The sequence below is a fragment of the Pseudomonas sp. RGM 3321 genome (assembly GCF_022836805.1).
Lineage (GTDB): Bacteria > Pseudomonadota > Gammaproteobacteria > Pseudomonadales > Pseudomonadaceae > Aquipseudomonas.
Genome location: NZ_JALHBH010000096.1, coordinates 1 through 24,927, shown reverse-complemented (window position 1 = coordinate 24,927; position 24,927 = coordinate 1). Strand labels below are relative to the sequence as shown.

The window sequence follows — 24,927 nt, the reverse complement described above, 5'->3', positions numbered from 1 at the left end:
GTTGCAAAACCTTCGATTGCCTGCCGCTCCCATCCTTAGCCGGCCCGTTAAACGAGGCTTTATTTTCATTTCAGATAAAGATAATTATCGCCATGTCTCGTCATTTTTCTGCACTTCTTTCCCGTGCCCCTGGCCTGTTCGCCGTTTCGCGTCGCTTGCTCGGCGCAGGCCTGTTTGGCGCTGCATTGACCGTTGTCGTTCCTGGCAACGCACAGGCTGCGGACAGCGATCGCTGGGTCAGTGACAGCCTCACCACGTATGTACGCAGCGGACCGACCGATGATCATCGCATAGTGGGTACGCTGAAATCCGGGCAGAAGGTCGAGCTGCTCAGCTCCTCGGGCAAGTTCAGCCAGGTGCGCGGCGAAGGCGGTTCCACAGTGTGGATCCCCAGCACTGACCTGCAGGAGGTGCCTGGCCAGGCCGAACGTGTGCCGCAACTGACTCAGCAGGTCACCGAGCTGACCGATCAACTGGCAGGCATCGACAATACCTGGAAGACCCGCGTGCAAGGCATGCAAGAGACCCTTGATGCGCGCAAGAAACTGGTCGACGAACTGGAAGCCCGCACCAAGACCCTCAACGATCAACTGGCTGATTCTCAGGCCGAATTGCGTGCCACTCAGGCGCGGCTCGGCGACGAGAACAAGCAGGTAATGATGCGCTACATGGTTTATGGCGGCAGCATTGCCGGTGCAGGCCTGCTGGTGGGTCTGATCCTCCCAGCGCTGACCAAGGGCCGCAAGAAGAACGATGGCTGGGTGTAAACCTGCCTGAAACATCTGCTCATGCCCGCGCCGCGCGCTGGCATGAGCGATAGGTGACGAGCCTCCCCGAAAACTCCCTTCCTGCTCCCGCAATTACGATCCAGCCCGCAAAATTTCTGCATGCCTGCCGCCCGGACAATGCGCGAAGTTGATGTTCGTTCTACAGTTTCTGCCCGTATGGTCGAAAAACTGAGTGTTGCCCCGAACCGCGTGGCTTGTTGCGGGGAGGGCGGTAACGGCGAACTGTTTTATGGCATGTTGCCATCAGTTATTATATGCGTCCTGAAAAATGGGCTGCCGAGTCGGGTCTGAGTGGTTTTCAGGCCGTGGGTCTCATATTTTCACCCTCTCCTGTGCAGGAATCCGGATGCTGGCGTACAACCAAAAAAGCTTTCTTATCGTTGATGACTTCTCTGACTTTCGCAGTTCAGTGCGGTCGATGCTGCGTGAACTGGGCGTCAAGGAAGTGGATACCGCCGACACCGGCGAGCAGGCGCTGCGCATGTGCTCGCAAAAGCGTTATGACTTCGTATTGCACGACTTCAACCTGGGTGATGGCCGCAAGAATGGCCAGCAGGTGCTGGAAGACTTGATGATCGAGCGGCTGCTGAGCTACGAAAGCGTGTTCATCATGGTCACCGCCGAAAACAGTCAGGCGATGGTCATGAGTGCGCTTGAGTGGGAGCCGGACGGTTACCTGACCAAGCCGTTCAACCGTGCCGGGCTGGCCCAGCGCCTGGAAAAGCTGGTGCAGCGCAAGACCCTGCTCAAGCCGATTCTGCAGGCCCTCGACCGGCGCAAACCGGCCGAGGTACTGGCCGCGTGCAACAAGCTGATCGAGCAGGACCCGCGTTATGCGCCGTTGTGCTTGCGCTACAAGGCGGATGCCTTGCGGGACTTGAAGCAGAACGAGCCACTGGAAGCCTTTCTCAAGACCATTCTGGCTGATCGTGCCACGCCATGGGCTTATGGCGCATTGGGCAGTCTGCTGCTCAAACGCGGCAAGACCGCCGAAGCGCAGGCTGTCTATGAACAGGCAATCAAGGCGTTTCCGGCCATGCCGGCGCTGTTCGACGGTCTGGCTGATGTGCTGGTAGCGCTTGGCGATGCCAAACGGGCGCAAACGGTGCTGGAAAGTGCCGTGCGCCTGTCGCCGCTGGCAGTCCGTCGACAGAAGCTGCTGGGCAAGCTGGCGCTGGGCAACGAGGATTTTGAGAGTGCCTCGAAAGCCTATCGCCAGGCGGTTTCCCAAGGCCAGCATTCGCGCTTCAAGGACCCGGAAACCAACCTGGGTCTGGCACATGCTCTGATCAGCAAGGGCGGCGAGCAGGGGCTGGATGCGCGCACGCGTGTCGAGATCAACAACGCCCTTGTCGACGTTGCCAAGGAGCATACCGACGACGAAGGTCTGCAAGTGCGCACCCGGCTGATGAAGGCTGCCAGCCTGCAGCACTCGGACCCGGAAACCGCAGCCAAGCTTACCGAACAGGCGATGGCCAGGCTCGATGGCATGGAGCAGGTGCTCAGCGCCGATGCCGCCCTGATGGTGGCTGCGCAGCTCAAGAAACTGGGCCAGGAAGAAGCGGGTGCCAGTGTTTTGAAGAGCTGTGCTGAAGCCTATGGCGATGATCCTGCGGTGATGAAAAGCGTCGCCAGCATGACCGACGATCCCGCGATTCTGGGAGCCAGCAAGGCTGCCGTCGATTTCAACCTGCAAGGTGTGCGCAGTTACAAGGCCGGCAACCTCACCGAGGCGCAGGCGTTTTTTCGCAGCGCGCTGGGCTTGCAGCCGAAGAACATCAGTATTGTGCTGAACATGGTGCAGTCGCTGCTTCATCCGGGGCAGAACCTCGGGCAGGCCGGCATTGACGAGTGCCGTGCCAGCCTGACCATGCTGGGCAAGATTCCGGAAAGCGATCCGCGTTATGAGCGTTACCAGAAACTCAGGGAGAGGGCGTTTGGCGCATGAGTGAAGAGACAGAGCAGGGCCTCGACTTTTCCATGGTGATCGCCTCCACCGTACATGACATGAAAAACTCGCTGGCGACCCTGACACAGGCGCACAGCGAGTGGCTGGCGAAGCTTTCCGGTCAGCAGCGTGACACGCCGGAACATGGGGTCATCGACTATGAGTTTGCCAACCTCAATGGCATGCTCGTGCAGTTGCTTGGCCTTTACAAACTCGGGGTCAACCAGCTGCCGTTGCGTCCGGATTACCATGAACTGGACGATTTCATCGAAGCGCAGCTGGCGCACCATCAGGATGTGCTGGCCAGCCGCGGTATCGCCGCGCGCTATGAAATCGATGACATGAGCCCCTTGGGCTTTTTTGACCGTGAACTGGTGGGCTCGGTGGTCGGCAATATCATCGTCAATGCCATCGGCTTTGCCCGCGAGCAGATCGTGATCAGCGTGGGTGAAGAAGGCGGTCAGTTGAAGATCACCCTCAATGATGATGGTCCCGGTTACCCGGCGTATCTGATCGAGCGTCAAACCGAATACGTGCAGGGCATCAATCAGGGCAGTGGCAGCACCGGCCTGGGCTTGTACTTTGCTGCGCACATTGCCCGGCTGCATGTGCGCAACGGCATGCGCGGGCGAATCGAAATCGCCAACGGCGGCGTGCTGGGCGGGGCGATGTTCAGCATTTATCTGCCCTGAAACCCGAACTGCAATTGCTGCGAAATATGAGATAGTCGCGCACCAGCATAATATTGACGCGGTGCCGCGCACTTGCGTTAGCCCGTTGTCGATAAGCCTGTCATGTTTTTGACTTTGGTGTCCTCAATGCCTGCCTTTTGCCCCTGTCCAGCCCGGTAACAGGGGCTTCCCCGTATGCTCAATGGCTTGGTTCGATTATTGCTAACGTCCTGTCAGGCGCTGGCTTTGGTCCGCGCAGCGTTTTAATCCAATAGCAGGCTGTCCGGGAGCATCGAGATGGAAGACACAGTACTCAGGCTGATCGAAGAAGCGATGGAAGCAGACGAAGGCACCTTGAGCAAAGGACAAAGTCTGGATTGGGACTCCATTGCGGTCCTGACCTTCATGTCGCTTGCGAATGAAAAACTGGACAAGAACCTCTCGGCCAACCGTCTCAACGCTTGCAAGAGTGTGGATGACGTCATCGGTCTCGTTACAGAGTCATAAACGATCAGGGGCTTTCCAGGCGGTGCCGGTCAGCCCAGAAGAGGAACGTTGGGTGGTGAGTAATCCGTTTTCATTGAGCGGCAAATTGATCATGGTCACAGGTGCCTCTTCCGGCATCGGCAGCCAGGTTGCGATATGGCTGAGTCAGCAGGGCGCCCGGGTGGTGCTGGTTGCCAGGAACACCGAGCGGCTTGAAGCGACAAGGCGTCAGCTTCACGGTGAAGGTCACGGGGTCGAGCCTTTCGATTTGCTTGACGGGTATGCTATCCCGGCCTGGATGAAAACCCTGGCCAGGACCTACGCGCCCTTCGACGGGCTGGTGCATGCCGCCGGTGTACAGATGCCGCTACCGATTCGAGCCCTGGCAATCGAGCAATGGGAAACGGTATTTGCCACCAACGTGACCTCTGGCTTTTCGCTTGTAAAGTCATTCAGGCAGAAAGGAGTCTTCGTTCAAGGGGCCAGTATTGTTCTGCTTTCATCGGTGATGGCTCAGGCTGCCCAGCCTTCCCTGATGGCCTACTGCGCCAGTAAAGGCGCAGTGGAATCGATGGTCCGCGCTGCGGCACTTGAACTGGCCAGAGACGGAATAAGGGTCAATGCCATTGCGCCGGGCATAGTGCGAACCGAAATGACCCGCAAGCTTGAAGATCTGGTCGGTATCGATTCCATGGCCGTGGTTGAGCAGAAGCACCCGCTGGGGTTTGGTGAGCCGCTGGACATAGCCTATGCGGTCAATTACCTGTTGTCTCCGGCGGCTCGCTGGGTGACCGGAACATCGATGGTTGTGGATGGAGGATACCTTGCGCAATGAATGCCAATAGATTGCTCATCGTAGGTGCCGGTGCTTTCGGCCGTGAAGTGCATGCGTGGCTGACGGATTGGGTAGAGAAGAACCCTGGATGGCTCATCGCCGGATTCATCAATGACGGCCCCGGCTCGACCGAACGCTTTGACCATTATCCGCCTGTCGTTTCGACGGTGGATGGCTACCAGCCAAAGCCCGAAGAGTATCTGGTCTGTGCGATCGGAGACCCGAGCGGCAAGCGGCTGGTCGTGGAAAAACTCCTCGCGAGGGGCGCGCAATTTTTCACCCTCATTCACCCCTCGGTCATCATTGGCGAAAATGTTTCCATTGGCCAGGGTGCGGTGATCTGTCCTTCAACGGTGCTCACGGTCGATCTTCGCATCGGCGCATTTGTAACCCTCAATATCGGTTGTCTGGTGGGGCATGACGCAGACATCGGCGACTTCTCCACCTTGAGTGGGCATTGCGATATCACTGGCGGCGTCGTGCTGGAAGAGGGTGTTTTCATGGGGACGCATGCCAGCGTCCTGCCAAAGGTAAGAATCGGCAAAAAGGCTGTGGTCGGAGCGGGTAGCGTTGCAATACGCAATGTAGCCGCTGGCACTACAGTATTCGGTGTACCTGCCACACGCATATCGGGGTAACGCTCATGGGCGCTCATGCCAGGATCGTGAACATAGAATATGAACTGCCTGCTCATTCGCTGGACAATGAGACACTGGCGCGCGAATTTCCCGAATGGGATGTCGAGAAAATCTTCTCGAAGACCGGTATTGGCGAGCGGCGTATCGTCGACAAGGATGAAACTGCGTCCGACCTTGCGTACCGCGCCTGCGAGAAGTTGTTTCTCAACGGAGATATTCAGCGCAGCGAAGTAGACGCGTTGATTTACTGCACGCAAAGCCCGGATTATGTATTGCCCGCCACCGCCTGCATTCTGCAGCACCGTTTGCAGCTCCCCACCCACTGCGCCGCCTTCGATTTCAATCAGGGCTGTTCAGGCTACATTTACGGGCTTGGCATCGCCAAAGGGCTGATCGAGTCAGGGCAATGCCGGAATGTGTTACTGGTGACGGCGGAAACCTACAGCCGCTACATTCATCCGCAGGACAAAAGTGTTCGTACCCTGTTCGGTGATGCCGCGGCCGTGACCCTGCTCAGCGCGACCGAGGGCGGGCCTTTCCTGGAGCGTTTTCGTTATGGCAGTGACGGCTCCGGGGCGGAAAACCTGATGGTCCCGATTGGCGGCGCGCGAAGACCCTCGGCGGAAAACCCTCAGCCTGCCGAGTATCAGGATGACGGCGGCAGTGTGCGTACCGATGCACACCTGTACATGAATGGCCCGGCGATTTTCGAGTTTTCCATGACCCGCGTACCGCAGTTGTTCGCGTCGTTGTTCGATGACGAACTGGGTGTGGCCAATGTCGATCTGTTCGTGTTTCATCAGGCCAACCACTTCATGCTGGATGCCCTGCGTCGGCGTTTGAAGTTGCCGGTCGAGAAGTTCGTTTCTGCCTTCCAGCACTGTGGCAATACGGTGTCGTGCACCATTCCCATTGCGCTGAAGGAGTCCTTGAACCGGGGTACGCTGAAACCGGGCGACCGGGTTGCTGCGGTCGGGTTCGGGGTGGGCTATTCGTGGGGGGCTTGCGTCATACGCTGGTAAACATCGTCGCTCTGCGTCACCGCCCGGACGCAGAGCTTGTTGTTGGTTTTAATCCTTCTCTGATGAGCCCTTCAGCCAGGCATCGCGCCAGGCTTGCAAGTGATCGGCCTCAAGCATCCAGTTATCGATGACTGCCTGCCTCAAGGCATCGCCCTTGCGTGCGCACTCATCCAACTGATCAATGTGTTGCTCGATGGCACTGATCCAGGCATTGGTTTCGTTTTCCACCCGAGTGACGGGCAGGTCTTCAGGCACGCTGAGCACATCACTGCAAATTACCGCAAAACCGCAGGCACCGAACTCCAGCAAGGCCACCGGGCTTTTGCTCCGGTTGACCAGGTTCAACTCGGCCGGCACCACTACCAGATCCAGATTCAGACTGGCCAACGCCTCAGGGAACAATGTGCCCTCCACGGGCGAACGCAGTTCATGAATGTAAGGGCGTAGCCAGCGCGTGCAAGGTCCCATGATGACCCATTCAACACGATCTGCCAGCGCCTTTATGGTTTCTGACAGAATCAGCAGATCGCCTGTTTCTGTCGCCGTGCCTACCCAACCTACACGAGGTCTGGGGCGAGTCTGGCGCTGGCGTCGCAGATTGCGCCACGGATCAGGCGCAAGTCGGGTTTCAACCACCTGAACGTTGGGGTGTGAGCTCTCCAGTAGCTCCGCCAGCGCTGTTGTGGGGACGGTGATCAAATCTGCCCTGGCCAGCCCGTGGCGCAGGGAAGCCTGCACTGTAGCGAGTGGCGCAGCGCTCTTGTCGATTTCAGCGTACGCCGGGTAGTGCGGCAGATCGTAGGCCACCCAGGCGTTGGTGTGGTCCTTGATCGCGTTGATGCTGGCAATCAGGCTTTCATTTACCGGCCTCTGGATGACCACTGCATCCGGGCTGAGCCTGGCAATTTCCACGAATGGAAGCGGCGCATGGCTGATGATGCCGTCTGCCTCGCGCTCGGCGCTCAGGCTTTGCAGCGCGGTGCTGATGCGATTGCCGGCAGCCGCATGATTGCAGGGCAGAGCAAGGACCACCGGCAGTGGACGGTGGGTCAACGGCCGCCAGCTCAACTGCGGGCTGCTTTGGGCGACGAAACTGTCAGTCAGCGTCAGGTTCTTGTTGTATGCAGGGTCCCAGGCCATGTAATGCAGCCAGCGGTGGTAGAGCGCGCGCGTCGCGAAATCCAGTGCTTCAGCGTCGCTCTGTGCGTCGTCCGGGCGCAGCGCAACGATGGCGTGCGGTGTCCAGACGACCAGATGCCCGGTGCTGCGCGCCTTCAGGCACAGGTCCACGTCATTGAAGTGCAGGGGGAACAAGTGTTCGTCCAGGCCTTGAACCTCTTCATGCACAGACTTGCGAATCATCAGGCAGGAGCCGCTGACAGCGCTGTAGTTCTGGTCTGTTTCCAGACGTTGCGCATCGCTCGCAGACCCTGCGATGTCGCGGGCAGTGACAGTGGCAGCGGTGCCATTGAGGCCCATGATGATGCCGGCCTGCACGACATTGCCATCCGTCGAAATGAGTTTCGCGCCGACAACGCCCACTTCAGGGCGCAGTGCGTGGTTGAGCAGGTGGTTGAGCCAGTCCTGCTGGATGATCAGGGCGTGGTTGTCGAGCATCACAAGATAGTCGCCCAGCGCGTGTTCGGCTGCGGAGTTGAGCAGCGCCGACGGGCTCAGTGCCTGTTCGTGGCGAACGATGCGGATCCGTTCCGACTGCATTGATTCGATGGTCGCCAGCCATTGCGTGGTCTGTGCCGACTGGCTGTTGTTGTCGCAAATCAGAATTTCATAGTGCGGATACGTCGTGTTTTCCAGAATGCTCTCTACGCAGGGCAGCAGCGTTTCGAGTTGATCCTGCGAGGTAACGAGAATGGAGACCAGAGGCTGATCGGCATGGCCGTAATCGATCCGGTAAAGTCCCGATTCCAGCGCATGCACCTTACTGCCTGCGTAGCCACGCACGTGCAGATGCCGTTGCACGGTGCGCGCCTGATCGTAGTTCTCCTGTGCCTGCCATAAGGGCGAGATGATCATCGGCTCGCAAGAGTGCGCAAATTCGGTATAGCCCGAACCCTCGATCATGCGCAGGATCAGGTCGAGTTCAATGGCCTGCGCGTGGGCTGGGTCGAAGCCGCCCACCTCCAGAGCTTTTTCACGATTGAACAGCCAGTTGCGGCTGGTTGCCGCCGGGCAGGTGAGCAGGTAATCCAGGCTGAAGTCCGGGCGAAAGGCCAGATGGGCACCTGCCTGCGCATGCAGGGTCACTTCGTCGCCGAACACTGCACAGGCTTCGGGTATTTCGATCATTTTCATGACAGCGCACAGCAGGCCGCTCGAGGTGAACGTCGTGCCAGCGTCGACCAGGATCCACCACGCTTGATCGTTTTCCTGCATCAGCGCGTTGATGACCGTTGCACGGTTTTCCATGCTGGCATCCCGCCAGGGCAGTTGCGCTTGCAGCGGCGTCTGCTGGTCCCGGTCGTAGTCGGCAAGGACAAAAACCTTGAGCTTGTCGAGCAGTGGCGCATCGGACGCCAGGCTTTGCAGCGTGCTCAGCACGCTCTCGGGCTGCTGATTGAAATCCGACACGACAATCGCAATTGCAGGGCCGCCGTTGTGTTGTTGCAGGTGCTCGTTGAGCAACGCATGCTGGGCTGGCGTAGGTCGGCGCTGAGCGAGCCAGCCGGCGACACGGGTATTTCGAACAGTAGCTTCGGGCCTTCTGTCGAAGTAGGCCAGCAGGTCCATTTCCTGAATATTGTCGCGTTGTGACAGCGGAGCAACCTTGACCTTGCCATTGAACTCGTCAGGCCTTACCCAGCCCAGCTCTGCGGGAATGCGCCTGAAGTTGGCGTGACCCTCGCGAGGCAGGGTCGGGTCTTTTCTGAATGCCTCGCTGCTCTGCTGATCCGACACCCGAAAATAGGACAGCGGGCGGGCGAGCATCGCCAGGTTGCCATGACGCAAGAGCTTTGCGTACATGGCCAAATCACCCAGCCCCCAGATCAGCACTTGTTGCAGAGACATGATGTCCTGTCCGAATACCAGCAGGTCTTCGCGACGACACATGACTGCACTGGGCTCGCCGACGAAGTTGATCGGGTGACTGGCCAGAAAGGACACCAGCTCCGGACCGTCCAGAACGACGTTTTTGCCGAATGGGTAGGCCGTGTAGAGGTTGTCTGCCAGCAGAGTGCCGTTGGCGTCGATCCTCTTTCTGGTCGCGGACACCACTTTGATGTCTGGGCTGTCGTGCATGACATCGAACATCAGGCGCACGCAGTCCGGGAGAAGGATGTCATCGTCGTAGAGAAACTTGATGTACTCACCGTGCGCACGCGCTATGGCGTGTGCGATGTTGTGAGGTTCGCCCAGCGGCGTTGCGTTTTTGAAATAGTGAATGGGCCAGCGGCTGTCCGGGCTGAGCTTTTCGACAATAGCCTTGATGCCATCGTCACGGCAGTCGTCGGTGATGATGATCTCGATGTCGTCGTGGTTCTGGCGCAGAGCGCTGGCAAGCGCTGCTTCGAAGAAAGCCGGTTTGTAAGCGGGGATGACAATACTGACCAGGCGTGAAGAACTCATCGCAATACCACTTTTGAAAAATTTTTAAAACCAACCGGGCAACGCAGTCGGCGTCCATGATCTGCAGTCGTTTTCAGCTTTTTCGGCCTATATACAAAACTGACTGTTCCGTAATGCCGTGCTGCTTGAAGACGCCTTCACCGAATGCCTGCGAGCCGAGGGCCTTCACGTCGAAACCGGCCTGCGTCAAACGGGACTGGAAGTCTTGCCTGGCATACATCCGCACATGATCGTCCTGGCCGAAGCGCGCCCAGCGCTCATCGACGCTTGGCTCGTCCGGGTCTTCTTCGGTTTCGGTGGCGGTCAGCAGAATCGGCACCATCAGGATGGCAGAGCCGCCTTTGGCCAGTACCCGAAACAGTTCGGACATGGCCTTGCGGTCATCAGGTACGTGCTCAAGTACGTGCGAGCACACGATGAAATCGAAGGACTCGTCGGCATACATGTGCATGTCCATGATGTCGACCACGTCATCAGCCAGCGGCGAGAACAGATCGGCCGAGCGATATCGGGCGTTGGGCAGGCTGCGCAGAAACTTCGAGAGCACCACTGCCGGCGCGATATCGAGGATGCGCAACGGTTTGCCCGGCGGGTTGTCGAGCATGTTCATGGCAAACAGCGCGTAAAGCCGGTCACGGTCCGACGCCATGCACTCGGGGCAGCTGTATTGCCCGACGTTAAGGGTTTCGAAGTCTTCGATGCAGTAGTGGACGTTCAGGCGGTGGAGGATTTCCAGATGGCTTCTACCCAGCGGATAGAAGTTCGGGAAACGACAGGAGCAGACCGGGCACGTTCGCATTAGCAGTTCTCTTTACTGGCTTTGACGATCACATCAATGATGCTGTCGAAGGCTTCATCCGTCAGGCTGTCGTAGATCGGCAGGCACAGGATCTGACTGGACAGGCCGGTCGCGACACGCAGGCGATCGGGTTTTGCCGAGTCAAGGCCCCTGTACATCGGGAATGTGGAAATGAGCGGGTAAAAGTAACGGCGCGCCAGAATGTTGTGGTCGCGGAACCGCTGATAAAGGTCATCGCGGGAAATCGCGAAGTCTTCGGTGACCAGCACCGGGAAGTACGAGTAATTGTGTTTTTCGGTGCTTTTCCAGAGAATTTTCAGCCCCGGCACCGTTGCCAGTGCATCGCGATAGCGTTCATCGATACGTTGCCGTTTCAAGAGCGCTTCGTCGATGTACTTCAACTGAAGCAGACCGAACGCAGCGTTGATCTCACTCATCTTGCCGTTGATTCCCGGCGCTACCACGGTCACTTCGTCAGCAAAGCCGAAGTTTTTCAGGTAGTCGATACGTTGCTTGGTCTTGGCATCCGGACTGATGATGGCCCCGCCTTCGAAGGTGTTGAACACCTTGGTGGCGTGAAAGCTCAGCACCGACAGATCCCCGTGATTCAGCAGGCTTTGCCCGCGATGCTGTACACCGAACGCATGGGCGGCATCGTAGATGACCTTCAGGCCATAGCGATCGGCAATCTGCTGAATGCGGTCGACGTCACACGGGATGCCGTAGCAGTGTACGGGCATGATCGCGGTGGTTGCCGGGGTGATGGCTTCCTCGATGCGCTCCGGGTCCAGGTTGTAAGTACCCGGGTCGATGTCGACAAACACCGGCGTCAGGCTGTTCCAGAGCAGCGAATGGGCGGTCGCCACGAATGAGTAGGGCGTGGTGATGACTTCGCCCTTGATGCGCAGCGCCTGAATAGCTGTCATCAGCGCCAGCGTGCCATTGGAAAACAGCGAGAGATGCTGCACGCCCAGGTACTCGGCCAGCTCCTTTTCAAGCTGCTGGTGAAACGGACCACCATTGGTGAGCTGGCGGCTTTCCCATATGTGTTCAAGGTAGGGAATGAACTCCTCCAGAGGCGGTAACAGAGGACGAGTTACGGGAATCGGTGCGCTCATGGAGGGTTCTCTGCTCGTGTTTTATCCGATTGCTGTTCGAAAGGGCATCTGCTTCAAGGGCTTCCGGCAAGGGCGTTGCCATTGACATAAAAATGACAGTCGAACTGTTGTGATCGGGGTACACAGCAAGAACCCGGCCAAGACCGCCTTTGCCGGATGAGGTCGAGGTTCAGGTAGAGTTGCGATCATTCTCACGAAGTCGTTTCAGTGCTTGATATCCCGAACGCCCGCTGCGTATTTTGTACGGGTTGCCGCCGAGCGGCCTGGCCCAATGACAAAGGAATGAACCATGACACGCAATGACCCCCATCCGCTGGCACAGCTGCTGATGGGCATTGATGAAGTGGAGTGTGTGACCCCGGACCTGAACGGCGTGCCACGCGGCAAGGTGATGACCGCTGCCGGTTTTCTGCAGGGCAGGCGATTGCAGCTCGCGCGGGGTGTGTTGCTGCAATGCATCATGGGCGGGTACCCGCCGTCGCGGTTTTACGGTAGCGATGATGGCGACCTCGCGCTGCTCAGCGATCCGCAGCAGGTCCATCGTCTGCCCTGGAGCGAGCAACCGCGCGCCCTGGCCATCTGCGATGCCGAGGAGTTGAGCGGCGAGCGTTGCATGCTCTCGACGCGCAGCCAGCTCAAGGCCGTCATCGCCCGCTACGCCGCGCGGGGGCTGGCACCGGTTGTGGCCACCGAACTCGAGTTCTTTGTCTTTGCGCCCAACCCCCAGCCGCTGTATCCGTTCGTGCCGCCGACAGGGCTGGACGGACGACGCGAGCAGGGGCATTCAGCGTTCAGTATCAGCTCCAACAATGGCTTGCGGCCTTTTTTTGCCGAGGTATACGCCTGCATGGCGGCGTTGGGTCTGCCGCGGGACACGGTGATGCACGAAATGGGCGTCAGTCAGTTCGAGATCAACCTGCTGCATGGCGACCCGCTAGTGCTCGCCGACCAGACCTTTCTGTTCAAGTACCTGCTCAGGGAAGTCGCGCTCAAGCACGGGCTGATTGTGGTCTGCATGGCCAAGCCGCTCGCTCACACGGCGGGCAGTTCGATGCATATTCATCAGAGCGTGGTGGCAACAGACTCCGGGATAAACGTATTCAGTGACACAGATGGCCAGCCGACTGACACGTTTCGTCACTTTATCGCGGGGCAGCAGGTCTGCATGGCTGACTTCACCGCGCTGTTCGCGCCCAACGTGAATTCCTATCAGCGCCTGTACCACCCCTATGCTTCGCCCAATAACGCCTGCTGGTCCTACGATAATCGCGCTGCCGGCCTGCGCATCCCGTCGAGTGCAGCGGCGGCTCGGCGGGTGGAGAACCGTTTGCCAGGTGCTGACGCCAATCCTTATCTGGCCATCGCCGCAAGCCTGGCGGCCGGGCTGCATGGCATCGAGCTAAGGCTGGAACCCACCCCGCCCATGCAAGGCGAGATTGAGGTGCCGGAAGAATTGTCATTGCCGTGTACCCTGCACGCCGCTCTGGAGCGTCTGAAAAGCAGTCAGTTGGCCAAGGAACTGTTTGGTCATGAATTCATCGAAGGCTACATCGCGTCGAAGACCCTGGAACTGACCAGCTTTTTTGACGAGATAACCCCCTGGGAACGGCGCGTTCTGGCTGCTCAGGTTTAAGAATCGCAGTGTCGGGCTCGTCCAGTCGGGCGACTCCCTATTTTTGGAAAGTTGATGCGCCAAATCTGGAAGTCCTTTCGAGCGCTTTATTTTGCCTCGTTGATGATGTTGATCGGCTCAGGTCTGCTGAGCACTTATCTGGCCCTGCGCCTTGCGGCCGATCAGGTCGACAGCCTGTGGGTCGGTGCACTGATGGCCGCCAACTATTTCGGTCTGGTCCTGGGGGGCAAGATCGGTCACCGCCTGATCGGCCGTGTCGGTCATATTCGGGCCTATGCCACCTGCGCCGGTATTGTCGGTGCGGCGGTGCTCGGGCATGGCCTGATCAGTTGGCTGCCCGCCTGGCTGGTACTGCGGGTGATTGTCGGTCTGGGCATGATGTGCCAATACATGGTCATCGAGAGCTGGCTGAACGAGCAGGCCGCCGCCAAGCAGCGCGGCATGGTGTTCAGCGGTTACATGATTGCGTCCTATCTGGGGCTGGTGCTGGGGCAACTGGTACTGGTGGTCCACCCGCAATTGGGCCCTGAGCTGCTGATGCTGGTGGCGTTGTGCTTCGCGCTGTGTCTGGTGCCGGTCGCCATGACCCGGGCGATTCACCCGGCACCATTGCACCCGGCACCGCTGGAGCCGCGTTTCTTCATGAAGCGTGTGCCGCAGTCGCTGACGGCGGTGCTGGGTGCCGGGTTGATCATCGGTTCGTTCTATGGTCTGGCACCGGTTTACGCCGCCGAACAGGGGCTGTCCACCGAGCAGGTCGGCCTGTTCATGGGCTGCTGCATTCTGGCCGGGTTTCTGGTGCAGTGGCCATTGGGTCTGCTGTCCGACCGCTATGACCGATCCGTACTGATGCGCATCTTTGCCGCTGCACTGGTGGTGGCGTCATTGCCGCTGGCGGTGTTTCCGAGTGTGCCGGTCGAGGTCCTGTTCGGCGTCGGTTTTCTGGCCTCGCTGATGCAGTTCTGCCTCTATCCACTGGCGGTGGCATTTGCCAATGACCACGTCGAGGCCGAACGCCGGGTGTCGCTGACGGCCATGTTGCTGATGACCTATGGCATCGGTGCGAGTATCGGCCCGTTGGCTGCTGGCGTGGTAATGAAGCTGTTTGGCGGCCACATGCTGTATGCGTTTGTCTGTGGTGCCGGGGTGATTCTGGTGCTGCTGATCAGACCCAAGGCCGTTACCCATTTGCACCAGGTCGAAAACGCACCGCTGCATCACGTCGCGATGCCGGACAGCATGTCCAGTTCGCCGTTGGTGGTTGCACTTGACCCGCGTGTCGATGAGCAGGTGGTTCAGGAGCAGATGCAGACCACCGTCGAGCCGGAACCGGAACCTGAGTCTGAAGTGGTGGCCGACGCCGACGCAGAAAGCGAGGTGCAGGCCGAGCCGCTCGCGGGCACGGAAACAGCCGAAGCTGAAGAGCACGAACGCGAGCGTGAAAGCGAGACGTGGAAGGCTTGAGTGTAGAGCGGTGCAGAGCGGGGGATTGCGATGTGATTGCGGCAGGTTGCCGCAATCACCGGTAAGCAGAAGCGGGTGTCAGAAGTCGTCGTCTTTGTCGAAGCGGCGAGCTTCACGCTGCAACTGATAGACGAAACGCTCGACCTGACGCTGCACAAGCCCACTCATGTTGTGGAAGCGCACGCCGGCAAAGGTGGTGTGAAATCTTTCTTCAAAGTGCAAATAGCGCAGCTCGACAGGAGCTGTCATTGCTCCGAATGGCAACTTCGCAATAAAGCGTTCGTATACTTGGCCCAACTGCATGCGCTCGGACACATCGCCTTCAAAGCGCAGTTTGCAACCGGTCGCAGATATATCCAGCAGTTTGCCGGTCAGAGGGGATTTCAAACGGTCGCCGCCGATCTCGATGTCGACCAGCTGTGCCAGCTTCAGCGCTGCACGAAATGCGTTGCGCCGCTGGTGGTAAATCACCTCTTCAGGCATCGGCCCGCGGTACAGGCGCTGCCCGTTGGTATCGACAATCTCCATCTGCGATGAGCTTTCCCAGGCGATACGCACGCCGTCGTGAAAACCTTCGACGCGGAAAGACTCGCCATTACTTAAAAAGCGTTCGCCATCGCGGGGGATCATTTCGTCGAGCGCCATGAGGTTGCTGTCACGGTCGACTTCAAGCAGGTAGCTCTGAAAGCGTTGGGCACGTTCATGGAAGGTAATGATCAGAGGATCATGACTCTCGAGTAGCAACCGCAGGTTAGCGGCAATTTCCAAAGGTGTGTTGAGGACCTTCGGGGGCTGCGGAGCATCGTCCGCGCTTGAGCCATTCACGTTCTTGAATCTCCAGGCAAAATACTACGGCAACGCAACAACAGGCATTCTGCCACTACGCACGAAACCTTGATACAGGAAGTTACGCCTGACTCAGAGGGCGTGGTTTTGCTCTAAGCGCAGTTGACCCGCGACTGTCGTAGAGCGTGGGCGTCTCACCGCCGTTCAGTATGCGAAGCTGATGAGCGGTGCTGATCTGTTGCAGCTGAATCAGACTACCATTCTGCTCGTTCAGCGTCTGGCATTCATTGATCAACGCATTCAGTTCATCACCGGCCATCAGCAATTGCTCGCCGACATCCGACTGGCTGGCCAGTTGCTGGAGACCACTGCGATTGGCTGGCAGCCCCATGCCCGCAAGCACTTGGCTACGTTTGCGACCATGTTGATCGAGAAGAATGACCAGCGCCTGTTTCTGCGCCAGCACCTGCTCCATCTCGCCCATGTCGCGGCCGTGAAGAATCAGGGATTCGGCCTGCAGCAGCTCTAGAAGCTGTCGGGCCGAAACCATGTCGTCAGTGATCATCTGCAGCAAAGTAGTGTCTTGCATCGCATGCTCTGGTTTTTAAGCGTCCAGAATATCCAGCGCCAGCCTTGGCTTAGCGTTGGGTTTCGAAATTCAACAGCTTGCTGGCGACACGGTTGCTGTCCACTGTGTAACTACCGTCGGCGATGGCCTGCTTGAGCTCGGCAACGCGAGCACTATTGACGGTTGGCAGATCGGTCAGCTTGTCCGTGATTTTCTGCAACTGTTGAGCCTCACTGCTCAAAGAAAAAGTTTCCCCGGTGCTTTTGACACCTGCGGTGGCTGCAGGGGCTGTAGCATCGGTTTTGACGGTGTCTTTACTGGCGCTGGTACGTGTTGTACTGGCGACAGGCTGTGAATTGTTAAGGCGACTGAAATCTATGACCATGATTGAAAAAACCTCTGGGTGTTTGGACGCTTGCCTTGTTTTCGGCCAACCCCGATTAAACTTTAGGCCGATTGTGAGAAAGCTTCCCAATAGACGCTTTTCACCGTCGGATATTCCCCGCAGTCTAAAAAAAACACACCCTGTGCGCCAGCATCAATGCATTACATGGCCACTTCCACCTGCCCTGGGCCGGTGACATTCGCTTTGATCACCCGCTGGGAATTAAGGTTTTTCACCCGTATCTGTTCGTTGAAACCTCCGTCGGACATCGCTTCACCGGGCATGCGCACCGCCAGCGAACCGCTGCGGGCGATGATGACCACCTGATCGCCCTTGTGAATCATTTGGGGCTGTTCCAGTGCCACCGGGGTAACGACCTGGTCGATGACCATTTGTCGGACAACCTTTTGACCGACGGCCTGATCAAGAGAGGCCAGGAATCCTTGACCCAGACTGCTCACGTCGCGCTCACGCAGCGCAACGTCTTCTTCAGTAACGATGGCATCGCGTTTCAGCGGGCGCATCACGGTCACAACGTTGCGATACAGCAGCACCTGGGCCGGCACAAATACTGTCCAGGGCGAAGAGCCTTCGCAGCGTACCCGCACCGTAACCCGACCGACCGTGCGCGGGCTTTCCAGTGTGGCTGTCAAATCCTTGTCACAGGCACCCATCCGTAAACGCGGGTCGAGCTGCTTAACCTGTATGTCATGACGCCCGTCAATCTGGTTGGTTGCCAAATAGTCTTCTACTGTGAACTCAAGAAACCCTTGGGTGACGCCGATAAGCTGTTCAGGCAGTGTGAAATTCTCTGCGCGAGCTAGGCTCACCGTGCCACAAAGGCACAGCAGAGCGATTGCGCACAGAAGCCTGCGGGTTTCTAATGCGAGGTGTCGAGAAATTGTCGTCTTTGCGTTCATGAGGTAATAAATAGCAAAGCCCGTGCCGCTTGTTGATCTAGTGTCTGGGCGGCGGTCATTTTGGTAAGGGGGTTCGGCATGGCAGGTGTAATGGATTCGGTAAACCAGCGAACTCAGCTGGTGGGTCAGAATCGCCTGGAGCTGCTCTTGTTCCGTCTCGACGGTAAGCAGCTCTACGGGATCAACGTTTTCAAGGTAAAAGAAGTACTGCAATGCCCGAAACTCACCATCATGCCCAAATCGAGCAAGATCGTCAGGGGTGTGGCCAATATCCGTGGCGGCACGATCCCGATTATGGATCTGGCGATGGCGACGGGTTCCACGGGCATGATTTCTCTGGTCAACTCCTTCGTCATCATTACCGAGTACAACACCAAGGTTCAGGGTTTTCTGGTGCATTCTGTAGAACGCATCGTCAACATGAACTGGGAAGAGATTCATCCACCACCCAAAGGCACCGGGCGCGATCATTACCTGACCGCGGTCACCCGGGTTGATAATCAGTTGGTGGAAATTATCGACGTCGAGAAGATTCTTGCCGAAGTCGCACCTATTTCCGAAGAAGTGTCGGTCGGTGTGATTGATGCCGAGGTTCAGCACAAGGCGATTTCGCTGCGTGTGCTGACGGTCGATGACTCGTCGGTGGCCCGCAAGCAGGTCAGCCGCTGCCTGGAAACCGTCGGTGTGGAAGTGGTTGCCCTGAACGATGGCCGTCAAGCGCTGGATTACCTGCGCAAAATGGTCGAAGAGGGTAAAAAACCGGAAGAAGAGTTCCTGATGATGATCTCCGACATTGAAATGCCGGAGATGGATGGCTATACCCTTACAGCTGCGATACGTAATGACCCGCGTATGCAGAAGATGCACATCACCTTGCATACCTCTCTGTCCGGGGTATTCAACCAGGCGATGGTCAAGAAAGTCGGCGCTGATGATTTTCTCGCGAAATTCCGGCCTGATGATCTTGCGGCCAGGGTTGTTGCGCGGATCAAGGCAGCAGAATAACCAGCCGGGGGCGTCGTCCCCGGTGATTCACATGATTTGAGAGGCGGCACCTTGTCTACGGGTAATTTGGATTTTGATCAGTTCCGGGTATTTCTGGAAAAAGCCTGTGGCATCTTGCTTGGGGAAAACAAGCAGTATCTGGTGTCCAGCCGCCTCAACAAACTGATGGAGCAGCAAAGCATCAAGTCGCTTGGCGAGTTGGTTCAGCGCATCCAGACCCAGCCGCGCAGCGGGTTGCGCGAACAGGTTGTCGATGCGATGACCACCAACGAAACCCTGTGGTTTCGCGATACCTATCCGTTCGAAGTGCTGAAGAACAAAGTGCTGCCCGAGCAGATCAAGGCCAGCCCTGGTCAGCGACTGCGCATCTGGTCGGCGGCCTGTTCATCGGGCCAGGAACCGTACTCGCTGTCGATGTCGATTGATGAGTTCGAGCGCGCCAATCAGGGCCAGCTCAAATCGGGCGTGCAGATTGTTGCCACCGATTTGTCTGGCGCAATGCTTAACAACTGCAAGACCGGCGAGTACGACAGTCTGGCTATCGGCCGTGGCTTGTCGCCGGATCGTCTGCAGCGTTTCTTCGATGTAAAAAGTCCGGGTCGCTGGGTCGTCAAGACGCCGATCAAGAGCCGTGTGGAGTTCCGCTCGTTCAACCTGCTCGACAGCTACGCCTCGCTGGGCAAGTTCGACATCGTGTTCTGCCGCAACGTATTGATCTACTTCTCCGCTGAAGTGAAGAAGGACATCCTGCTGCGTATCCACGGTACGCTCAAGCCAGGCGGTTACCTGTTTCTGGGGGCTTCCGAAGCGCTTAATGGTTTGCCGGATCACTATCAGATGGTTCAGTGCAGCCCCGGGATCATCTATAAGGCCAAGTGACGGTCTGTCAGTTGCCTGCGATGAAAAAAGAGACCTTCGGGTCTCTTTTTTGTGCTCGGCTGAAAACAGCTTCGATCGTCTGCCCATCGGTTTCATGTTTACGTTCGGATATCGCTCACCAGTTTGGCAAAAGCTTTGGCGGCGGCGCTCTGGTAGCCGTTTTTACGCCGCAGCAGCGCAACCGTCCGCCCAGGCAGGGCAGGGATCGTCTGAACTTCGCGCAATCCGGGCTGCTCGTGAACGATGGCATCGGGAAGAATGGTCGCCATACGCCCCTGGGCAACGACCTTGAGCAAAATGGCGATCGAGTTCGCCTCCAGGCCGACCGTAGGCTTGAAATTCTGCATCTGGCACCAGGCATCCAGCAGCCGGCGAGTGGCGAATCCGGGGGCGAGCAAGGCAAAGCGAAGCGTTTGCAGGTCCTCAAGTGTCAGCGCGGCCTGTTTTTCGGGGGCAGACTTGGCCATGACCAGGCACAGCTGTTCATCGAACAGAGGCTGGCTGTCTATCTCGACGGCATGACTGCCGGCAAAACCGATGGCCAGATCGAGCGCGTCACTGATCAATGCCTCGGTGATCTGCTCCAGAGGCAGCTCCGTGAGGATGATTGCCACGCCGGGATACAGCGCGCTGAAGCGGTCGATCAGCGGCGCTATCAGGTATTCACTGAAGGTTGGCGTGACGCCGAGGCGCAATTGTCCGCGTGACAGGTCGCTGACATCGTTGAGCGCACGCTTCCCGGCCTCCAGCTCAAGCAGGCAGCGACGCGCATGGTCCAGATACACGCGGCCAGCATCGGTCGGCACGACGCTGCGGCGGGTGCGGTCGAACAGTTGTACACCCAGGCTGCTTTCCAGTTGCCTGATCTGTTGCGATAACGCCGGTTGCGAGACATGCAGGGCCTCGGCCGCCCGGGTGAAATTGCCATGGTCGGCGACTGCCAGCAAATAACGTATATGGCGCAACAGCACGACATCACCATAAGGCAGGATTATGGCGATGATCATAAATCAGTCTTGGATCTTATGGTGATAGTTGCCGATGCTGTGATTGACGTGAATTCATTTCGGAGGGTTACCTATGCCGCACAGCAATATTTCCAGAGCGCCGCGCCAGCATCTGACTGAGCGTGTGCTGCAGGCCAAGACCGCAAAGAACCTGACCTGGTCGGGGCTTGCAGAAGGTACGGGGTTGAGCGTGGTGTATGTCACGGCTGCATTGCTCGGTCAGCACCCATTGCCGGAAGCGGTGGCCGAGGTAGTCTGCGAGCGTCTCGGGCTGGACAGGGACGCGGTGGCCGAACTGCAAACCATCCCGTTGCGCGGCAATGTCGAAGACGTCTCCAGTGACCCGACCATCTATCGCTTCCAGGAAATGGTTCAGGTCTACGGCACAACGCTGAAGGCGCTGGTGCATGAGCAGTTCGGCGACGGCATTATCAGCGCAATCAACTTCAAGCTCGACATCAAGAAAGTTGAAGATCCGGAAGGGGGCGAGCGAGCCGTGATAACCCTTGATGGAAAATTTCTGCCCTATAAACCGTTCTGAGGACGCTGAGATGAGTGATAAAGGAAGACCGCCATTTCCACCCTTCACCCTGGAGACTGCAGTCCAGAAAGTGCGTGGCGCCGAGGATGGCTGGAATTCGCGTGATGCGGCGAAAGTCGCGCTGGCCTATACCGAAGACACCTACTGGCGTAACCGCAGCGAGTTCATCAATGGCCGCGCAGAGGCTCAGGCCTTTCTGGAGCGCAAGTGGCGCAAGGAACTGGACTACCGGCTGATCAAGGAGCTCTGGGCATTCACGGACAACCGCATCGCGGTGCGCTATGCCTACGAATGGCATGACGACTCCAGCAACTGGTTCCGTTCGTATGGCAATGAAAACTGGGAGTTCGCTGCAAACGGCCTCATGCAACGGCGCTTTGCCTGCATCAACGATTTGCCGATCGCCGAGTCCGAGCGCAAATACCATTGGCCATTGGGACGCCGACCTGATGACCACCCTGGGTTGAGTGAGCTTGGCCTCTGATTCAGTCGTCAAAGAGACCTTCGGGTCTCTTTTTTATTGGGTGTCCGAATGAGGCAGTAATGAAGTGCCGCCATTGTCAGGCGGCAAGCCGATACTGGCAAAAAAACGGCACCCCGCTTGCCGCTTTCTCCTCCCGCAGCGGAAATGCCTTGCCGCTTTTCTGGCATTGCCGCCTCGCCGCTGCCTGCGGCCCCCGCAATCATTGGCTTTTGCAACATGGCACGCCGATTGCTTTGTCAGTAACAACAGAATCAGGTCAACCGGCAAAGGTTTCCCGAAATGAGCATCAGCTTCGATAAAGCGCTAGGCATACATGAAAAGGCTCTGAACTTCCGGGCTCAGCGTGCAGAGGTGTTGGCCAACAACATCTCCAACGCCGATACCCCGAACTTCAAGGCTCGCGATCTGGACTTCTCGTCGGTGCTGGCTGCCGAAAACGACAAGGTGCAGAACGGTCATTTCGCGCTGAACAAGACCAACAGCCGCCATATCGAAGCCGAAGGCATGGGCAATGATGACGGGACGCTGATGTATCGCACCCCGTCCCAGCCTTCGCTGGACCAGAACACCGTCGATTCCCAGGTCGAGCAGGCCAGCTACACCGAGAACGCCATGGGCTTCCAGGCCAGCTTCACATTGCTCAACAGCAAGTTCAAGGGGCTGGTTGCAGCCCTTCGCGGAGAATAATTCATGTCACTAGCCAATGTGTTCAACATTGCCGGTAGCGCCATGAGTGCCCAGACCACGCGTCTGAACACTACGGCCAGTAACATCGCCAACGCCGAGACCGTGTCTTCGAGCATGGACCAGACCTACCGCGCCCGTCACCCGGTGTTTGCCACCGTGATGCAGGGTCAGCAGTCCACAGGCGGTTCGCTGTTCCAGGATCAGGGCGAAGCCGGGCAGGGCGTTCAGGTCAACGGCATCATCGAAGACAGCTCGAACCTGGAAGCACGTTACGAGCCCAATCATCCTTCCGCTGACAAAGACGGGTATGTCTACTACCCCAACGTCAATGTCGTGGAAGAAATGGCCGACATGATTTCTGCCAGCCGGTCTTTCCAGACCAACGCCGAAATCATGAACACCGCTAAATCCATGATGCAGAAGGTTCTGACCCTCGGTCAGTAATAGAAGGCGAACGTTATGGCCGATAACACCACAGCAAGCAGCGTCTCATCGACGTTCTTGAACACACTGCAGAATCCGACGCCGACCGCGACGAATTCCACCGGTACGCTGGGCAAGGACGCGTTCCTGCAGCTGCTCGTGACGCAGATGAAGAATCAGAACCCGCTGGACCCACAGGACAATACTCAGTTCGTGGCCCAACTGGCGCAGTTCAGCAGCCTTGAAAGCATGCAGAACCTGACGTCGACGGTTGACACGATTGCCACCAGTTACAAGTCGTCCCAGGCGTTGCAGGCATCGTCGCTGGTGGGTCGCTCGGTGATCATCGATTCGAGCTCCACCACCGTGGATACCACCAAGGGTATGACCGGTTCGATCGTTATTCCGAGCGCCACTACGGCGACAAGTATCAAGGTTTACGATTCGCAATCGAACCTGGTCGACACCGTCGAGCTGGGCGCGCAGAAAGTCGGCACCACCAGCTTTTCCTGGGACGGCAAGGACAGCGACGGTACAGCGCTTGCGTCGGGCAACTACACCTTCAAGGCTGAAGGCTCGGTTGACGGCAAGAACACACAGCTTTCGACTTACCTGCCTGCCACGGTCAACAGCGTTACGTTGGGTGTGAATGGTGCAGAAACAATGCTCAATCTGGCCAGCGGCAGTGTTGCCCTGTCCAAAGTTCAAACCATCGGATTGTAGAGCCTACCAGGCGCAGGAGTGAAACATGTCTTTCAATATCGGCCTTAGTGGGCTCTATGCTGCAAACAAGAGTCTCGACGTTACCGGCAACAACATTGCCAACGTTGCGACCACCGGCTTCAAGTCTTCGCGTGCGGAGTTTGCTGACCAGTACGCTCAATCGATTCGCGGCACTTCCGGCCAGACCAACGTGGGCAGCGGCGTAACAACTGCAGCGGTTTCCCAGCAGTTCTCGCAGGGCAACCTGACTACCGGTACAGCCAACAGCCTTGACCTTGCCATCAACGGCAACGGTTTCTTCATGCTCAGCAATAACGGCGAGAAGCTGTACACCCGTGCCGGTGCATTCCACACCGACAAGGAAGGCTACGTCGTCAACAGCAGCGGCATGAAGTTGCAGGGTTACAACGTCGATGCCAACGGCAGTGTGGTGACCGGTGCATTGAGCGACCTGCGCGTGGACTCGTCCAATCTCCAGCCCAAGGCAACTACCGCCATTACCAACGTTGCCAACCTGAATTCGACGACTGCCTTGCCGTCCCTCACCACGTTTGATGCGACTGACACCAAGTCGTACAACATGAAGTACAGCACGCCGACCTATGACACTCAGGGTAACGCGCACACGCTGGATCAGTATTTCGTCAAGACCGGCACCAACACCTGGTCCATGTACTCGCTGATGGACGGTCGCAGCATTTCCGACCCGACCACCACTACGGCCGACAAGAACGACCTGACATTCGACTCATCGGGTAATCTGGTTGTCGCAGCGCCGGGCGCCGTACCAACCGACAGTGCGAACATCAAGTTCAACACTGATGGCACATTTACTGTCGCCAACTGGGTACCAGGTGTGCAGTCCGGCACCGGCACGACCACCAGCTGGGGCGCGAACGGCGCTACGGGTGCCTCCATCAAGCTGAACATGGCCGGCATCACCCAGACCGCGTCGGTCTCGGGCCTGATCACTCAGGACCAGGACGGCTACGCCACTGGCCAGCTCAGCGCGATGAGCGTTGATGCAACCGGTAACCTGTTCGCCACCTACACCAATGGCAAATCCCAGGTGATCGGGCAGACCTCGCTGACCAACTTTGCCAACGTGCAAGGCCTGGCGCAGGCAGGTGGCACCAACTGGCGTGAAACCTTCGCTTCCGGCGTACCGGTCAGCGGCACGCCGCAATCGGGTACCCTCGGCTACATCACTGGTCAGGCGCTGGAAGAGTCCAACGTCGATCTGACCATGGAGCTGGTGAACCTGATCAAGGCGCAGAGCAACTATCAGGCGAACGCCAAGACTATCTCCACTCAAAGCACCATTATGCAAACCACTATTCAGATGACTTGATAGTGTAGAACGTTAAATAAAGCCCCTTTTCGAAGGGGCTTTTTTTTTTTGGTTTGTCCCGTCCTGAATAAGGTTTACACCTTCTGACCTTTCCTCAGGAGGACTTAATGGATTCGGGTAAAAGGCGCAGCCAACGCGATTACACGCTAGCCTTTAAATTATCGGTCGTAGACCAGGTTGA

The 24,927-nt window shown here is 57.8% G+C and carries 25 protein-coding genes; 17 read left to right on the top strand and 8 right to left on the bottom strand.

What is annotated here, in order from left to right; all coding sequences use genetic code 11:
- The first annotated feature begins 92 nt into the window (after positions 1 to 92).
- From RGM3321_RS06245 to RGM3321_RS06215, 7 genes are all read left to right on the top strand, one after another.
- Positions 93 to 767 (top strand): TIGR04211 family SH3 domain-containing protein, encoded by a 675-nt coding sequence (locus RGM3321_RS06245; RefSeq protein ID WP_244392062.1) that lies wholly within the window; start codon positions 93 to 95, stop codon positions 765 to 767.
- 367 nt (positions 768 to 1,134) lie between these two features.
- Positions 1,135 to 2,736: a tetratricopeptide repeat-containing response regulator gene (locus RGM3321_RS06240; RefSeq protein WP_244392061.1), complete on the top strand. Its 1,602-nt coding sequence runs from the start codon at positions 1,135 to 1,137 to the stop codon at positions 2,734 to 2,736.
- Entirely contained in the window at positions 2,733 to 3,428 is a 696-nt protein-coding gene (locus RGM3321_RS06235) for an ATP-binding protein (protein WP_244392060.1), read from the top strand. The genes RGM3321_RS06240 and RGM3321_RS06235 overlap by 4 nt, the downstream gene beginning before the upstream one ends.
- A 276-nt stretch (positions 3,429 to 3,704) precedes the next feature.
- Positions 3,705 to 3,914 carry a hypothetical protein gene (locus RGM3321_RS06230; protein WP_058401306.1) on the top strand — a complete coding sequence of 70 codons (210 nt, stop codon included), beginning with the start codon at positions 3,705 to 3,707 and terminating at the stop codon, positions 3,912 to 3,914.
- A 52-nt stretch (positions 3,915 to 3,966) separates the two neighbouring features.
- Positions 3,967 to 4,728 (top strand): SDR family oxidoreductase, encoded by a 762-nt coding sequence (locus RGM3321_RS06225; RefSeq protein WP_244392147.1) that lies wholly within the window; start codon positions 3,967 to 3,969, stop codon positions 4,726 to 4,728.
- Complete coding sequence (gene vioB, locus RGM3321_RS06220; RefSeq protein WP_244392059.1) at positions 4,725 to 5,366, top strand: dTDP-4-amino-4,6-dideoxy-D-glucose acetyltransferase VioB; 642 nt, start codon at positions 4,725 to 4,727, stop codon at positions 5,364 to 5,366. Before RGM3321_RS06225 ends, vioB begins: the two co-directional genes overlap by 4 nt.
- A gap of 5 nt (positions 5,367 to 5,371) precedes the next feature.
- Positions 5,372 to 6,388 carry a ketoacyl-ACP synthase III gene (locus RGM3321_RS06215; RefSeq protein WP_244392058.1) on the top strand — a complete coding sequence of 339 codons (1,017 nt, stop codon included), beginning with the start codon at positions 5,372 to 5,374 and terminating at the stop codon, positions 6,386 to 6,388.
- A gap of 48 nt (positions 6,389 to 6,436) precedes the next feature.
- Here RGM3321_RS06215 and RGM3321_RS06210 read toward each other — a convergent pair whose 3' ends face one another.
- The 3 genes from RGM3321_RS06210 to vioA form a co-directional block, all read right to left on the bottom strand.
- Positions 6,437 to 9,973 carry a glycosyltransferase gene (locus tag RGM3321_RS06210; protein ID WP_244392057.1) on the bottom strand — a complete coding sequence of 1,179 codons (3,537 nt, stop codon included), beginning with the start codon at positions 9,971 to 9,973 and terminating at the stop codon, positions 6,437 to 6,439.
- Positions 9,974 to 10,046: 73 nt separating this feature from the next.
- Positions 10,047 to 10,772: a class I SAM-dependent methyltransferase gene (locus RGM3321_RS06205; RefSeq protein ID WP_122258551.1), complete on the bottom strand. Its 726-nt coding sequence runs from the start codon at positions 10,770 to 10,772 to the stop codon at positions 10,047 to 10,049.
- On the bottom strand, positions 10,772 to 11,890 hold the full coding sequence (vioA, locus tag RGM3321_RS06200) for a dTDP-4-amino-4,6-dideoxy-D-glucose aminotransferase VioA (protein ID WP_057402143.1): 1,119 nt from the start codon (positions 11,888 to 11,890) through the stop codon (positions 10,772 to 10,774). The genes RGM3321_RS06205 and vioA overlap by 1 nt, the downstream gene beginning before the upstream one ends.
- Before the next feature lie 391 nt (positions 11,891 to 12,281).
- Between vioA and RGM3321_RS06195 the strand changes: the two genes are divergently transcribed.
- Both RGM3321_RS06195 and RGM3321_RS06190 read left to right on the top strand, forming a co-directional pair.
- Positions 12,282 to 13,523, top strand: a complete 1,242-nt coding sequence (locus RGM3321_RS06195) for a glutamine synthetase family protein (protein WP_244392144.1) — start codon at positions 12,282 to 12,284, stop codon at positions 13,521 to 13,523.
- A 54-nt stretch (positions 13,524 to 13,577) separates the two neighbouring features.
- Positions 13,578 to 14,987, top strand: a complete 1,410-nt coding sequence (locus tag RGM3321_RS06190) for an MFS transporter (protein WP_244392056.1) — start codon at positions 13,578 to 13,580, stop codon at positions 14,985 to 14,987.
- A gap of 78 nt (positions 14,988 to 15,065) precedes the next feature.
- On the opposite strand, the gene RGM3321_RS06185 is transcribed toward RGM3321_RS06190, so the two are convergent.
- The 4 genes from RGM3321_RS06185 to flgA form a co-directional block, all read right to left on the bottom strand.
- Complete coding sequence (locus tag RGM3321_RS06185) at positions 15,066 to 15,812, bottom strand: flagellar brake protein (protein ID WP_244392055.1); 747 nt, start codon at positions 15,810 to 15,812, stop codon at positions 15,066 to 15,068.
- Between the two features lie 82 nt (positions 15,813 to 15,894).
- Entirely contained in the window at positions 15,895 to 16,362 is a 468-nt protein-coding gene (locus RGM3321_RS06180) for a flagellar protein FlgN (protein ID WP_002554325.1), read from the bottom strand.
- A 49-nt stretch (positions 16,363 to 16,411) separates the two neighbouring features.
- Positions 16,412 to 16,726 (bottom strand): flagellar biosynthesis anti-sigma factor FlgM, encoded by a 315-nt coding sequence (gene flgM, locus RGM3321_RS06175; RefSeq protein WP_244392054.1) that lies wholly within the window; start codon positions 16,724 to 16,726, stop codon positions 16,412 to 16,414.
- Between the two features lie 161 nt (positions 16,727 to 16,887).
- Positions 16,888 to 17,646, bottom strand: a complete 759-nt coding sequence (gene flgA, locus RGM3321_RS06170) for a flagellar basal body P-ring formation chaperone FlgA (protein WP_244392053.1) — start codon at positions 17,644 to 17,646, stop codon at positions 16,888 to 16,890.
- Between the two features lie 78 nt (positions 17,647 to 17,724).
- On the opposite strand from flgA, the gene RGM3321_RS06165 reads away from it, so the two are divergent.
- Both RGM3321_RS06165 and cheR read left to right on the top strand, forming a co-directional pair.
- Positions 17,725 to 18,651, top strand: a complete 927-nt coding sequence (locus RGM3321_RS06165; RefSeq protein WP_002554322.1) for a chemotaxis protein CheV — start codon at positions 17,725 to 17,727, stop codon at positions 18,649 to 18,651.
- Between the two features lie 51 nt (positions 18,652 to 18,702).
- Positions 18,703 to 19,530 carry a protein-glutamate O-methyltransferase CheR gene (gene cheR / locus RGM3321_RS06160; RefSeq protein WP_005744560.1) on the top strand — a complete coding sequence of 276 codons (828 nt, stop codon included), beginning with the start codon at positions 18,703 to 18,705 and terminating at the stop codon, positions 19,528 to 19,530.
- A gap of 98 nt (positions 19,531 to 19,628) precedes the next feature.
- Here cheR and cynR read toward each other — a convergent pair whose 3' ends face one another.
- Complete coding sequence (cynR, locus tag RGM3321_RS06155; RefSeq protein ID WP_244392052.1) at positions 19,629 to 20,537, bottom strand: transcriptional regulator CynR; 909 nt, start codon at positions 20,535 to 20,537, stop codon at positions 19,629 to 19,631.
- 73 nt (positions 20,538 to 20,610) lie between these two features.
- On the opposite strand from cynR, the gene cynS reads away from it, so the two are divergent.
- From cynS to flgE, 6 genes are all read left to right on the top strand, one after another.
- Positions 20,611 to 21,078: a cyanase gene (gene cynS, locus RGM3321_RS06150; RefSeq protein WP_244392051.1), complete on the top strand. Its 468-nt coding sequence runs from the start codon at positions 20,611 to 20,613 to the stop codon at positions 21,076 to 21,078.
- Positions 21,079 to 21,088: 10 nt separating this feature from the next.
- Positions 21,089 to 21,562 (top strand): nuclear transport factor 2 family protein, encoded by a 474-nt coding sequence (locus RGM3321_RS06145; RefSeq protein ID WP_244392050.1) that lies wholly within the window; start codon positions 21,089 to 21,091, stop codon positions 21,560 to 21,562.
- 279 nt (positions 21,563 to 21,841) lie between these two features.
- Positions 21,842 to 22,249 (top strand): flagellar basal body rod protein FlgB, encoded by a 408-nt coding sequence (flgB, locus tag RGM3321_RS06140; RefSeq protein WP_003370068.1) that lies wholly within the window; start codon positions 21,842 to 21,844, stop codon positions 22,247 to 22,249.
- Between the two features lie 3 nt (positions 22,250 to 22,252).
- On the top strand, positions 22,253 to 22,693 hold the full coding sequence (flgC, locus tag RGM3321_RS06135; protein WP_002554316.1) for a flagellar basal body rod protein FlgC: 441 nt from the start codon (positions 22,253 to 22,255) through the stop codon (positions 22,691 to 22,693).
- A gap of 15 nt (positions 22,694 to 22,708) precedes the next feature.
- Positions 22,709 to 23,395, top strand: coding sequence for a flagellar hook assembly protein FlgD (flgD, locus tag RGM3321_RS06130; RefSeq protein WP_244392049.1), 687 nt, complete (start codon positions 22,709 to 22,711; stop codon positions 23,393 to 23,395).
- 25 nt (positions 23,396 to 23,420) lie between these two features.
- Positions 23,421 to 24,746: a flagellar hook protein FlgE gene (gene flgE / locus RGM3321_RS06125; protein WP_244392048.1), complete on the top strand. Its 1,326-nt coding sequence runs from the start codon at positions 23,421 to 23,423 to the stop codon at positions 24,744 to 24,746.
- The last annotated feature ends 181 nt before the right edge of the window (positions 24,747 to 24,927 follow it).